This window comes from Staphylococcus marylandisciuri (assembly GCF_025519785.1).
Taxonomy (GTDB): Bacteria; Bacillota; Bacilli; order Staphylococcales; family Staphylococcaceae; genus Staphylococcus; species Staphylococcus marylandisciuri.
On record NZ_JAOPKZ010000009.1, the window covers coordinates 34,270 to 47,160 of the forward strand.

Annotated in this window: 15 protein-coding genes and 1 riboswitch; of the genes, 1 reads left to right on the forward strand and 14 read right to left on the reverse strand. The window is 38.3% G+C overall.

Annotated elements, in window-relative coordinates:
• Positions 1-133: 133 nt before the first annotated feature.
• From N9R04_RS06325 to xylB, 6 genes are all read right to left on the reverse strand, one after another.
• Positions 134-1,132 carry a ThiF family adenylyltransferase gene (locus N9R04_RS06325; RefSeq protein WP_262855823.1) on the reverse strand — a complete coding sequence of 333 codons (999 nt, stop codon included), beginning with the start codon at positions 1,130-1,132 and terminating at the stop codon, positions 134-136.
• The gene (locus N9R04_RS06330; protein ID WP_262855824.1) at positions 1,132-1,899 is read right to left on the reverse strand and encodes a thiazole synthase; all 768 of its coding nucleotides are present in this window, start codon (positions 1,897-1,899) and stop codon (positions 1,132-1,134) included. The genes N9R04_RS06325 and N9R04_RS06330 overlap by 1 nt, the downstream gene beginning before the upstream one ends.
• A 1-nt stretch (position 1,900) precedes the next feature.
• Positions 1,901-2,101 (reverse strand): sulfur carrier protein ThiS, encoded by a 201-nt coding sequence (gene thiS, locus N9R04_RS06335; RefSeq protein WP_262855825.1) that lies wholly within the window; start codon positions 2,099-2,101, stop codon positions 1,901-1,903.
• Positions 2,085-3,203: a glycine oxidase ThiO gene (gene thiO / locus N9R04_RS06340; RefSeq protein WP_262855826.1), complete on the reverse strand. Its 1,119-nt coding sequence runs from the start codon at positions 3,201-3,203 to the stop codon at positions 2,085-2,087. Before thiO ends, thiS begins: the two co-directional genes overlap by 17 nt.
• Entirely contained in the window at positions 3,196-3,780 is a 585-nt protein-coding gene (locus tag N9R04_RS06345) for a thiamine phosphate synthase (protein ID WP_262855827.1), read from the reverse strand. The genes thiO and N9R04_RS06345 overlap by 8 nt, the downstream gene beginning before the upstream one ends.
• Positions 3,781-3,850: 70 nt before the next feature.
• A riboswitch (TPP riboswitch) is annotated at positions 3,851-3,960 on the reverse strand.
• A 65-nt stretch (positions 3,961-4,025) separates the two neighbouring features.
• A complete protein-coding gene (gene xylB, locus N9R04_RS06350) occupies positions 4,026-5,531 on the reverse strand; it encodes a xylulokinase (RefSeq protein ID WP_262855828.1) in 1,506 nt (501 codons plus the stop codon).
• 430 nt (positions 5,532-5,961) lie between these two features.
• Between xylB and trhO the strand changes: the two genes are divergently transcribed.
• The gene (gene trhO, locus N9R04_RS06355) at positions 5,962-6,915 is read left to right on the forward strand and encodes an oxygen-dependent tRNA uridine(34) hydroxylase TrhO (RefSeq protein ID WP_262855885.1); all 954 of its coding nucleotides are present in this window, start codon (positions 5,962-5,964) and stop codon (positions 6,913-6,915) included.
• Positions 6,916-7,172: 257 nt separating this feature from the next.
• Here trhO and pcp read toward each other — a convergent pair whose 3' ends face one another.
• The 8 genes from pcp to N9R04_RS06395 all read right to left on the reverse strand — a co-directional run bounded on the left by pcp (position 7,173) and on the right by N9R04_RS06395 (position 12,873).
• Positions 7,173-7,811 carry a pyroglutamyl-peptidase I gene (gene pcp, locus N9R04_RS06360; protein ID WP_262855829.1) on the reverse strand — a complete coding sequence of 213 codons (639 nt, stop codon included), beginning with the start codon at positions 7,809-7,811 and terminating at the stop codon, positions 7,173-7,175.
• A gap of 86 nt (positions 7,812-7,897) precedes the next feature.
• Positions 7,898-8,824 carry a DUF979 domain-containing protein gene (locus N9R04_RS06365; protein ID WP_262855830.1) on the reverse strand — a complete coding sequence of 309 codons (927 nt, stop codon included), beginning with the start codon at positions 8,822-8,824 and terminating at the stop codon, positions 7,898-7,900.
• The gene (locus N9R04_RS06370) at positions 8,821-9,525 is read right to left on the reverse strand and encodes a DUF969 domain-containing protein (protein ID WP_262855831.1); all 705 of its coding nucleotides are present in this window, start codon (positions 9,523-9,525) and stop codon (positions 8,821-8,823) included. The genes N9R04_RS06365 and N9R04_RS06370 overlap by 4 nt, the downstream gene beginning before the upstream one ends.
• Before the next feature lie 172 nt (positions 9,526-9,697).
• Complete coding sequence (locus N9R04_RS06375; RefSeq protein WP_262855832.1) at positions 9,698-9,874, reverse strand: hypothetical protein; 177 nt, start codon at positions 9,872-9,874, stop codon at positions 9,698-9,700.
• An 80-nt stretch (positions 9,875-9,954) separates the two neighbouring features.
• Complete coding sequence (locus N9R04_RS06380; RefSeq protein ID WP_262855833.1) at positions 9,955-10,155, reverse strand: hypothetical protein; 201 nt, start codon at positions 10,153-10,155, stop codon at positions 9,955-9,957.
• Between the two features lie 19 nt (positions 10,156-10,174).
• A complete protein-coding gene (gene cysC, locus N9R04_RS06385; protein WP_262855834.1) occupies positions 10,175-10,774 on the reverse strand; it encodes an adenylyl-sulfate kinase in 600 nt (199 codons plus the stop codon).
• 18 nt (positions 10,775-10,792) lie between these two features.
• The gene (sat, locus tag N9R04_RS06390) at positions 10,793-11,971 is read right to left on the reverse strand and encodes a sulfate adenylyltransferase (RefSeq protein WP_262855836.1); all 1,179 of its coding nucleotides are present in this window, start codon (positions 11,969-11,971) and stop codon (positions 10,793-10,795) included.
• Positions 11,972-11,976: 5 nt separating this feature from the next.
• The gene (locus N9R04_RS06395; RefSeq protein ID WP_262855837.1) at positions 11,977-12,873 is read right to left on the reverse strand and encodes a sulfite exporter TauE/SafE family protein; all 897 of its coding nucleotides are present in this window, start codon (positions 12,871-12,873) and stop codon (positions 11,977-11,979) included.
• Positions 12,874-12,891: the final 18 nt, after the last annotated feature.

Sequence of the window (12,891 nt, forward strand, 5' to 3'; positions counted from 1 at the left end):
CACTTGTTAATCGTTTCAGAGTTATTCGAACTTGTCTTGTGTCTCACGTCACATTACAGTATTCGCATACATTGCACCTATTGGGGGCAGCGTTATAAGTCTTGATAACTGAGCACCCCACCTTTACGACGTGTTACTTTAGACTTTTCAAAATAAGGTCATATAGCTTTTTCGCTTCACTATTTTCAGTGAGGCCATGAACATTCATCCGTCCATCTTTGAAAAGGGTAAATGTGTAATCCTCATACCGAATCATCTTCGCAAAAGAATTACTTTTATACAAAGTTCCTGGAATAAGATTTGCATAGTCAAACGCTTGAGGATTAAAGCGAAATCTAGTCGCGTCGCCACACAAATCTTCTATTGGAGAATGCTCATTCTGATTAAGTAATTGATAGTTGTAATGGGTACAAATTTCACAATCTGCATTTTTTAAAGCGTCAACATTTAAAGTTTTAAACTGCATATCAAAACTATCTACCGTAATGAGCAGTTTAGAAAAACCTTTCGTACTTGCATACCGCAATAACTCTGAAACTTGAATACTTGCCACCTGTTGCACTACAGGCGGCAAGATACCATTAATAGCGCAACTTTCTGCTGTTTCTGGCATACTACCAAATAAACATTTTAGACACGGCCCTGTATGATCGAAAGCGTAGACACTTCCTTTACTACCAACGACTGCCCCATATATCCATGGAATGCCAGTTTGGATAGCCGCTTCATTTATTAAATAACGCATCTTAAAGTTGTCCATGCCATCCATGATTATATCTGGTTGAACTCGCTCTAATAACTCCAGCATATTAGTATTCGTTACTTCTTCATAAAGTGCGTCGACCTGAACGCTGGAGTTAACGCGACGCAACTTTTCTTTGAGCGCTTCAACTTTAGGTAGCAACGCGGAAACATCCTCTTCATCATAAACCGCCTGGCGATGAAGATTAGATAACTCTACGATATCCATATCTATCACTGTGAGATGGTTAACCCCCATTCTTACTAACATCTCAGCAGTATGACTACCTAATGCGCCAGCACCTATAATCAAGACATGCATTGCAGAAAGATGTTCTTGTCCTACTTCGCCGAACTCATTAAAGCGTGCTTGACGCGCGTATCTAGTCATCATAGATATCCGAGGCCCTCAGTTGGGCTAGAGGCTTGAGCTGTGTATTTTACTGGAATTCGACCAGCTTCATAACCTAGACGACCTGCATGAATACCTAATTTCATAGCTTCTGCCATTTTAACTGGGTCTTTCGCACTAGAAACTGCAGTATTTAAGAGAATGCCATCTGCACCTAATTCCATAGCTTGAGCTACATCTTTAGGCGAACCGATGCCTGCGTCTACGATCACTGGCACTGAAGTATGTTCTACGATGTAGCGTAAATTCAACGGATTATTGATACCTCTTCCTGTACCAATAGGGGAAGCAAGTGGCATCACTGCATGTACGCCTAGCTCTTCTAAACGTTTAGCTAACACCAGGTCGTTTGATATATACGGACAGACTATATAACCTTTATCCAGCAATACTTTGCATGCCTCATAAGTTTCGAACGGATCTGGTAATAACGTTTCATCATCGCCAATCACTTCAACTTTTATCATGTCACATAAGCCAGCGTGGTTAGCTATTTCTGCAATGCGAATAGCTTCTTGAGCTGTCTTCGCTCCAGCTGTATTAGGAAAAGTAGTGAACTTACTTAAATCCACATTCGCCAGAGGATTAGGTAAGGATTTGTCATATAAATTCATCCGACGCACCGCAAATGTAAGCACTTCTGTTCCAGAAGCTTCAATTGCTTTACTCTGCGTTTCTTCGTCTTCAAATTTACCCGTTCCTAAAAATAACCTTGAATTAAACTCTAAATTTCCAATTTTAAACATATCAACCGCCTCCTACGACTTCTAATAGCTCAAGTTTGTCTGAGTCTTTAACAATTTCTGATTCATATTGTTCTCGCTTGAGTAAATTTTCATTATGCTCAACTATCACTCTTTTTTCATCTAGTTCTAATTGTTGAATTACAGACTGAACAGATAACTCGGAATCAAAAGTAAAAGTATCGCCATTAATCACACACTTCATTGAGCTCACCTCGTTTATAGATAAAGTTTTCTAACACTTCTGGCCGACTATCATTGACTAACCATTCAGACATGAGTTCGCCAATGAGCGGAGAAAGTAAGATACCATTGCGATAATGCCCTGTAATAATAAATAAACCCGATTGAATTTCGTCCATGATGGGTTGTTCATTAAGGGTGTACGGTCGAATACCAGACCAGTGCTTGATCATCTTGCTATCTTGAAGGCCAGGCACCTTAGCACAAGCTTGATGAAAGAGCCACTGTTTGCCAGCTTCACTCACACCTACCGAATAATCATTGTTTAAGCTCGTTGCTCCAATTAAATAACGGTGTTTACTTTTAGGGACGATATAACAACCATTCGTCATAAATATAGTCGTATCGAGCTTGAGAGATTTATTTTCAACCAATAATACTTCGCCTTTAACGCCGGTTACTTGTCTCTTTAGTGACGGTTCTTCAATTAAGTCTGCACTCCATGCCCCGCCTGCAACAATCACTTTCTCTGTTGTTAAACATCCACGATTCGTCACTACTTGGTACCCATTAGAAATGCTTTCAATGTTGAGCGCCTCTGTTTGATACCAGCGATGAATATCACGTTTGTTTAACGATTTAAGCAAGGCCTTAGTATACTTATTAGCATTAATCTGATGATCATCTGGTATCAGTGCTGCTGATAATCCACGTGTGTCAACCTCGCCGTGTGTAGCTAGCGACAAGTTTTGGGAAGATAATAACTCTACACTAGGATTATACTGGTGTAAAAAGTGATACTGTTTTTCGACAAAATCATTATCTGAATCTTGAGCAGCAAGTTTAATCAAACCCGTCTGCTTGTACTCAATATCAACTCCCACTTCTTGCTTAAGTGACTCACTTAAACCTTCAAACCTCGTTTGCGCTTCACGAGCTAGTCGGTAGAGCGGACTATACGATGTGAATTCATTCTGAGCTCCAAGCATCCCTCCTGCTTTATACGAAGCATGTTTTCCAGCTACATCTCTATCAATAACTGCTACATTCAGATTATTTTGACTTAGTTCTCGAGCTATAGACATGCCCATTACACCAGAACCGACAATAATCACATCATACATACTCGGACCATTCCTTTCTCAAACTTTTCATGTCCGTGATGGTAGCTTTTTCAAATAATGATATAGCTGCTACTCCCGAAAATCCTTTAGGTAAATGCTTGATGTTGTTAAGTGAGATACCTCCTAGTGCTAACACAGGAATTTGATGCTTTGTCGCTCGTACAATTTCCTCTTCAGAACGCGGTGGCAAATTAGGCTTAGACGCGGTAGGAAATATGTGACCGTATAATACAAAGTCTAAGTTACAAGCCTCCGAGCGTTGAATGGCATCGCTGGAATGGGTTGATTGACTCATTTGAATAGTCGGATGAGCTCGTTTAAATTGTGCAATGTTCTCTTCACTTTCTGTAAAATGTATAGCTTGTAAATTGCACACTTCTAATAGTGACACATCACTATGAGCGATCAGCTTCTGCCGGGGGTAACCCAGCGCTACGAGCTTCTCTACCCATTGCTTTAAAGCTTCTCGTTTCATAGGAGTTCGCAATATTAACCCATCTAACCACGGTGCTAATGCACTATAGTGAGTTGCATCTTGATCTAACAATTCTCTATAAGGCGTTATTGCAATAAACAAGTTTGTCACTCCATTAAAAAAAGACGTTATTTTCCGGCTAGAAAAATAACGTCACGATTAGTAACTTCCACTCTTTTTAACGCCACTTTCCTACGCCAGTATGAACTGGATCAGGTTCCAGGAATTCTAAAGTCAATACTTTAGTCTCAGCCCTTAACAAAAGCACTTCCAGTGGTTCATTTATTATTTTTACTCAATACATCTCAATATTAACGCAAGCGATCTATTCTTGCAAGCGCCTTCGTTTAAGATTGAATTTTAGAATGACGTGCCAATTCTAATAGTCTCGTGGTCATTCCTTTCGTTCGCTGATAAATATCTCTGTAAACATCATAGAACTGTTGATAGCGTTCATGCCTTTCTTCATCTGGTCTGTAGGTTTCTCCATATTCGATAAATTGTTGAACACATTCATCCAAACTATTAAACCATCCGAGTCCATAAGCAGCTATCATCGCAGCGCCCATGCTTGGGCCTTCAGCATTACGCAGACTTTTGATAGTAGAGTTAAAGATATCGGCTTGAAGTTGCAACCAAAATTGACTTTGTGCGCCTCCACCTATAGATATTATCTCTGTTATCGACTTACCAGTTTGACGTAAATATGAAATAGAATCATACAACGAGTAGGTAATACCTTCTAATACAGCTCGAGCAATATCAGCTTGAGTATGCATACCGCTCAAACCAATAAAGCTGCCCCGTATACTCGCATCACCGTGTGGCGTACGTTCTCCTGACAAATATGGTGCAAACAATAAACCGTTACTCCCCGGTTCAGATCGACTAGCTAAATCTACAATTTCAGGAAAACTCAAATCGGGAAAAATTGTTCTCTGTAACCAACTTAAGCTATCTCCAGCCGCTAACGTTACCCCCATTGCATAGGACATCTGCTTTTTGGCGTGCTTAAACATATGGATATTATGATACATCGTTTTATCCTCTTGCGCTTCACAAGATAAGACGACGCCTGAAGTGCCGATACTACATAACGTTGCATCCTCATTCATTACTCCCGCACCTACTGCGCCGCAAGCATTATCACCACCGCCAGCAAACACTTCAATCTTATTACTTAAACCTAGTTCCTCAGCTATGGAATCTGACAGCGTCCCCACTCGGTCAGTTGAAGCTACAAGAGCAGGATATAAATCTTTCATACCAAAGATGTCACCAGTTTTCCTCGACCAATCATTCGTTTTAGGATTCAGCAAAAGCGTACTTGAGGCATCTGAATATTCCATGTGAACCTTTCCAGTTAATCTATAACGCACGAAATCTTTCGGTAACATAAACACATGAGCTTTATCCCAAATAGCCGGTTCGTTCTCTTTCACCCATAGCAACTTAGTTAACGTAAATCCTTCTAATACTGGATTACTTAAGACATATTTACCTAATTCTTCTCTAATTTGTTCACACTGTTTAGATGACCGTGTGTCATTCCATAGAATAGCTTTACGCAACGGTTCGAAATTCTTACCAAGCAATACTAAACTATGCATTTGTCCAGTGAAAGATATTCCTTTAATAACATATTTCTCGCGCTGACAATAATCATTAATTTGTTTCAAACATGACTTAGCCGCTGCTACCCAGTCATTCGGATCTTGTTCACTATAGCCTGGTTGATCATGAAATATTTTCAATTCTTTTTTGCCAACCTTTACTACCTCTCCTTGTCGATTGACCGCAATTGCTTTAACTGAACTTGTACCGATATCAATACCTACTACAACATTTTCCAACGTAGATCTTCCTTTTTTCATGATTTTTTAATAGTCTCTATTTAATTTTATGGTTTATCACATCCGTTATGAAAATACAACTTTCAGTGTATGAGCGAGTCATTCTCTAATATTTGTAGATGCGGTTAGTCTGCCGGACCTCTAAATATTCAGTTTTGATTAGGGGCGGGACTACGAAATCTTTTTATTCCAATTAGATTTCTGTCCCGCTCCCTTTTGTTCACTCAAAGAAAGTTTGTAGCAATTTAATTATTATTAAAATGAGGCGGGAATATTATGTGAAATTGACAAGCATGTTAAAATATTACTGTTATACGGTTTATTTCCCCTATATGAGAATTATTGTAAGACTTATATTCTAAATTAACGGACCTCATTTCATGAGACATTTTTATAAATTAAAAAATAAAAGGAGAAGGTAATTATGAGTATGGATTATAGAGTATTACTCTACTATAAATACGTCACTATTGACGATCCTGAAACATTTGCAGCAGAGCACTTAGATTTCTGTAAATCATTAGGCTTGAAGGGACGTATTCTCGTTTCTACAGAAGGATTAAATGGTACGCTTTCTGGCCCCAAAGAAGCGACAGAAAAGTATAAAGCACATCTACGCTCCGATGAACGTTTTGAAGATATCGTCTTTAAAGAAGATAAAGCAGAAGAGCACGCATTTAAAAAGATGCATGTGCGCCCTAGAAAAGAAATCGTAGCTTTCGATTTAGATGAAGATGTCAATCCTAAAGAGCTCACAGGTAAATACTATTCACCAAGTGAATTTAAGGAAGCGCTTCTCTCAGATGACACTATCATCTTAGATGCACGTAATGATTATGAGTATGACCTAGGCCACTTTAGAGGGGCGGTACGTCCAGATATTACACGTTTCCGCGATCTCCCTGATTGGATTAGAGATCACAAAGATGAATTATCCGGTAAAAAAATTGTTACGTATTGTACGGGTGGCATTCGTTGTGAAAAATTCTCTGGTTGGCTAAAACGTGAAGGCTTTGAAGATGTAGGTCAACTTGAGGGCGGAATAGCAACTTATGGTAAAGATCCCGAAACACAAGGCGAATATTGGGATGGCAAGATGTACGTCTTCGATGAACGTATTAGCGTTGACGTAAACCAAGTTGATAAAACTATCGTAGGTAAAGAATGGTTTGACGGCACACCATGTGAACGCTACATTAATTGCAGTAATCCTGAATGTAACAAACAGATTCTAGTATCAGAAGAAAATGAAAAACGTTATCTTGGTGCTTGCAGTTATGAATGTGCTGCAGATGAGCGCAATCGCTACGTTAAACGTCATGATATTAGCGAAGAAGAAAAACAAGAGCGTTTAAAAAACTTTAAATCATTCGCTAAACAATAATCTAAGAATAAGGGACATAAAACCTTAAAAACAGCAGTAGGGAGCGGGCCAGAAATCTAATCTGAATAAAAAGATTTCTGGCCCGCTCCCTAGGCATTTTTTAGCTACTTTCTAATTTAATGTAAGTTGCGCCTTTAACACTCTTTAGGATACAATCTCTATAACATCAATCTAAAGAGGTCGAAGTTAAAGTATTATCTTTCACTCTTAACTATACAAATTACTATCTCATTTTCATAAAACCCTCATAGAGATTTCTAATGCGTTTCTCCTAGAGTGACTTTAGAATCTTCATCTAAAGAAATTGCTTTAATCGCTGACGTTAAACCTTTAACGATCGTCTCTAGAGACATAGAAGGCTGATTAGGCTTTGATGTTACTTGGCTCGGTATGTAGGGCACGTGAATGAAACCAAATAATATTTCAGGATACTTTGTCTCGTGTAAGTAACCCATTTGGTAAAGGATATGGTTGCAAACGAAAGTTCCGGCAGTGTTTGAAAGTCGCGCTGGTACGCCTGCTTCAATGATAGCTTTAGTCATCCTTTTAACAGGCATATTTGAAAAATAAGCAGCAGCTCCCTTTTTTTGAATAACTGTATCTATAGGTTGGTTGTTGTCATTGTCAGCGATACGCGCATCATCAATATTGATGCCTATCCTCTCTGGAGTTATTTCAAATCTACCACCGGCTTGTCCAATAACTAGCACACCATCATATTGACCCTTCAACAATTCTTTTTCTAGTACTTCTTTTGATTTATAAAACACAGTAGGAATTTCTAATTTATATAATTCGTGTTCACCAATTTTATTATCTAGTTTCTTCACCGCTTCTAATGCAGGATTAATTCTCTCGTTTCCAAATGGATCAAAAGCTGCTACGAGTATTCTCATTTTATTATCGCTCCTTATCAACTATTGATTAAACTGATTTCACGTTAGCCTGAGTTTAAATATTTTCTGCAATCTTCAACTCCGCTCTAAAAAGCCCAAAAATACATTAATGTAATATGTACAATAATTAATATTAAAGCTACTGGCAATTGAGTCTTAATCACACCAAACTCATCTTTCATTTCTAATAGTGCTACAGGTAACGTATTAAAGTTTGCAGCCATAGGTGTCATTAACGTTCCGCAGAATCCTCCTGTCATCGCTAATGCTCCAGCTATAACTGGATCCCCTCCTTGTGAAATAACAAATGGTATACCGATACTTGCAGTTATAACGGTAAATGCAGCAAAAGCGTTCCCCATTAACATAGTAAAAATTACCATACCTAAAATGTATGCAATCGATCCGAGAAGATGATTTCCTTCTGGTAAGAAAGAAGAAATACCTTGGGAGATTACTTCCCCCACTCCACTCACTGTAAAGAGAACACCTAAGGCAGCTAAAAATTGTGGTAATATACCTACAGCACCAACTTGTTGAGTTAATCGGTCGCTGTCTAACAGTATATATTTAGCTTTAGGTTTAATAACTAATAAAGCTGATATCAAACCTACAATTGACGAGATACCTAACCCTATAGCACCTCCTAGTGGCGTCCAATTTGAGACAATAACTGCAACCACAGCTAATACAAGAGCTGGTATAAATAATTTGTTACCAAAGCGCTCTGCTCCCCGTTCAACTTCTTGATCATTAACGTCAACAATATTTTTAATTTTCACTTGCTTAAACAACGTTAACAGTCCCAACAGCACAATTAATACCCCATTCATAACATTCGGTATATAGGGCCCAAACATAAAGAGAATGGCGAGTATCAACCAAAACAACGCCGTTCCTATACGCTTGCCTTTAGCAGGTGATGTAACAGCTCTGTATGCTGTATATATAAATTGCAGCCCGACTATAATGTAGAAAACTTCAAGTATACGATTAATTACTACTTCACTCATTCCTCGTCACCCCTTTTACTACGACCATATTTTCTTTCTAAATATCGATCAAAACTAATATTACTAATCCAAACAATAACTAACGTTATAATTGCCACTGGTAAAGAGGCTAATACGAGATCAACTGCATTTACTTTAATATGTAACGATTTAAATGTTCCAACCATTAAGAGAACACCAGCTGAACCGATAAATAGATTCTGTCCAAAGAAATTGCCATAATTTTCTACAGCTGACGTTTTAGCTTTTATCTTATCAATATCTTTCTCGTCGACCTGTTGATTTGTCAGCCCATATTTCGTTCGTAATGCACTTTGCGTCATAGGATTAATAAGTGGTCGAACGAATTGAGGGTGGCCATTAATTCTAATCGACGCTACACCTGCTACTTCTCTGAGTAATAAGTATAAGGTAAGTAATCTGCCACTGGTTATTTTATCTATTTTACCGATAAGGTTAGAAGCTTGTTTCTTCAAACCAAATCTCTCAATGAGTCCAACAACTGGTAAGGTAAGGATAAATAGTGTGACTAGCCTTTGATCTACAAAAGCTTTGCCCAGGGTAGCTAATATAGTTGAAAAGTCCATATCAGAAACTAGACCTGTAACGATTGCTGCTATTAATATGATAGCTATAGTATCCATCTTAACTAAAAAGCCAATTATAATAATGAGTATCCCGATAAGTTTCAGCCATTCCATCTTTTATTCTCCCCTCTACAACAAGATGATTTTTCATTAAATATTATCATAATTCTGAAATTATAAATAGTATAATATTTCACTTTGAAGCAATTACTCCCTAAAATAAATATTGGGAGCGGGACAGAAATCTAATTTGAATGAAAAGATTTCTGTCCCGCTCCCTTTCTCTCTAATCAAAGACCATTATGTCCCAGCCTCCGGCTTCGCTTTTATAGGGCCGCCCCAACTTGCATAGCTTGTGGAAACTGTAGTCCCAGTTTCTCTTTGTTGGGGCCCCGGCAACTCGCTGTGCTTGTTGAAACTGGTTTACCAGTTCCTCTTTGTTGGGGCCCACCCCAACTCGCATTGCTGGTGGAAACTGATGAACCAGTTTCTCTTTGTTGGGGCCCCGGCCCAAATCCTCAGCGTTTTGGTCCTGCTCTCTTCTTAACTCGTGGAAAAATGTCCTATAATTACTAAGATTAAACTGAGAATAATGAAAGAAACACACATGAACTTAGACAATATATTCACTTCAAAAACAAACTTTTTACGTTTGTTTCCATTTTCTAATAGAAATATACCAGTGACTGTACTAACTAGAAATATAATAAATAAGATAATAACAGCGCTACTGATTAAGCCCATGTGATATCCTCCCAAATATTTATATATAATCATTTTCTTCTAAATAGTTAACGATTTGATTTACTGCTGCTTTCACATCTGTTTGCTCAGTATCTATAGTAATCTCTGGATTGCGAGGCTCCTCATAAGGCGCACTTATACCAGTGAATTCAGATATTTCACCAGTTCTCGCTTTCTTATACAACCCTTTAGGATCGCGTTTCTCGCATGTTTCTACACTGCACTGCGTGTAAACTTCAATAAATTCCCCAGAATCTAGAATCTCACGGACTTTATCTCTGTCAGCACGATAAGGTGATATAAATGCTGTTATCGTTATCAAGCCAGCATCGACCATTAATTTACTTACTTCACCGATACGGCGGATGTTTTCTTGTCGATCCTCAGGACTAAATCCGAGGTTTTTATTTAGACCATGTCGCACGTTATCGCCATCTAAACGATAAGTGTGTGTTCCTCTATTAAATAAAGCTTTTTCGAGTGCTACTGATATAGTAGATTTACCGGAACCTGATAAACCAGTAAACCAAATTGTAACGCTCTTCTGCTTATTTAAATGTTGTCTTTCAGTTTTAGTGACTTCAGATTCATGCCATGTAATATTGGTTGATTTGCTCATACTTGTCCCCCATTTAGCTTAAGTTTGTTGTAACCCTTTGATTAGCACTTCAGCTACTTCCGGTCTAGAGAATTCTTTCGGCAATGCCTCACCATTACGTAATTTCTCTCTGACTTTAGTTCCACTTAAATGAAGATGTTTAGAACTGTCATGTGGGCACGTTTTAGCCGTCGCCATGTTTCCGCAAACTTCACAATAAAAAGCATGTTCAAATTTCAATATGTGAATACCTAATTCTTCTTCAAATTGAGAAATCAAATCCTGAGCTTCATATGTGCCGTAATAATCTCCAACACCTGCATGATCTCGACCTACAATAAAGTGCGTACAACCGTAATTTTTACGTACCGTAGCGTGAAGGATAGCTTCTTTAGGTCCCGCATACCGCATTGCCGCAGGGTAAATAACTAAGCGCGTTCTATTTTCTGGGAAATAATGATTTAATATGGCTTGATAGCTTTCCATTCTCACATCTGCTGGGATATCATCCGCTTTAGTTTCCCCTACTAGTGGATTAAGTAGTAAACCATCCACTATTTCTAGTGCGCATTTTTGTATATACTCATGCGCTCGATGAACTGGGTTACGTGTCTGGAATCCTACTACCGTTTTCCAACCCAAATCATAAAACAACTTACGTGTTTCGGAAGGATCAAGATGATAATTTGAAAATTCATCGTGTTTAGGTCGATCTAGAAGACGGATAGGACCTCCTAAATATACCGAACCTTTTTCATAAACTTTTTTAACACCTGGATGCTTCTCGTCTGTAGTGCCATAAACCTTCTGAGCTTCGTGGTCTTTATCGTAGGTGTATTTTTCTTCAAGTTCTAATACACCGTATAGATGGTCGTCTTCACCGTATAATGCTACCTTATCACCTATATTTAATTCTGTTGCTTTATCTTCACTGACCGGCAAAGTTATAGGAATACTCCATACTAGCCCATTAGCAAGGTGAGTATGCTCAACTACGTTTTTATAATCATTTTCTCCCATAAAACCGATAAGAGGACTAAACCCTCCTATACCTATTAATTCTAAATCGGATAAGCTCCAAGCGTTTAGAGTTACTTTAGGAAAATCCTTTGATGCTTCAATCAATTCATTACGTTCGGTACCTTCAACGGAACGATTGATTAACTTTCCTCCATGAGGTTCAATAGTATGATTCAGTACTTCTGCAGATAACGTCATCGAATTTATACCTCTACTTTCTTTTTATTTTTTGCTTGCTTAAAACTGCGATTGCGATTTATAACGAACAGCATAAGAATTATAAACGCTAGCACAATGCCTATTTTAATAATGTTAGCTATAGAGGCACTTGGTACTAGATATTGAAGCAATGCATTGCTATTGGTAAAAATGATTAAACCACTCACACAAATAGCTAAGATATTTACTGGAAGAATTCGTACTAATAATGCTGAAATAGGGGCTGCTATCATTCCGCCAATACTTAATGCAATGACTAGCCCCCAATTAATTTGGCTCACCCCTAGAAAAATCACAAAACTAACAGAGGCGGATAAAGTTACGAAGAATTCACTTGCAGATACTGTGCCAATTGCAAAGCGAGGTTCCAGCTTTTTACTAGAGAGCAATAAAGGTGTATTAACGGGACCCCAACCCCCACCGCCAATAGAATCTAGAAAACCTGCGATTGCACCTTGGGATACTGCTACATAACTCTTTATATTTCCAGTTTTACGCTGTTCAGTTGGGTGGTTTCTCTTAAATAAAAATTGATATAAAATATAAAGACCCATTGATAATAAGAACAATGCAATAAACGGCTTAATATTATCGCCTTTAATATGCGTTAATAGAGCTGCGCCTACAAACGCAGTTACAGCGCCTGGTATGGCTAATTTGAACATAGTAGGCTTATGAACATTCTTAAACTTCAAATGAGACGTTCCTGATGCCGCTGTAGTAGCAATTTCTGAAAAATGTACCGTTGCTGAAACAACCGCTGGAGTTATGCCAAAGGTAAGTAGAATTGAAGACGATGAGGCACCAAACCCCATTCCAAGTGAGCCATCAATTAACTGTGCTACGAAACCAGCTAAAGCAAATATTAATAATTTCCGCATACCCTTATACACCTCCGC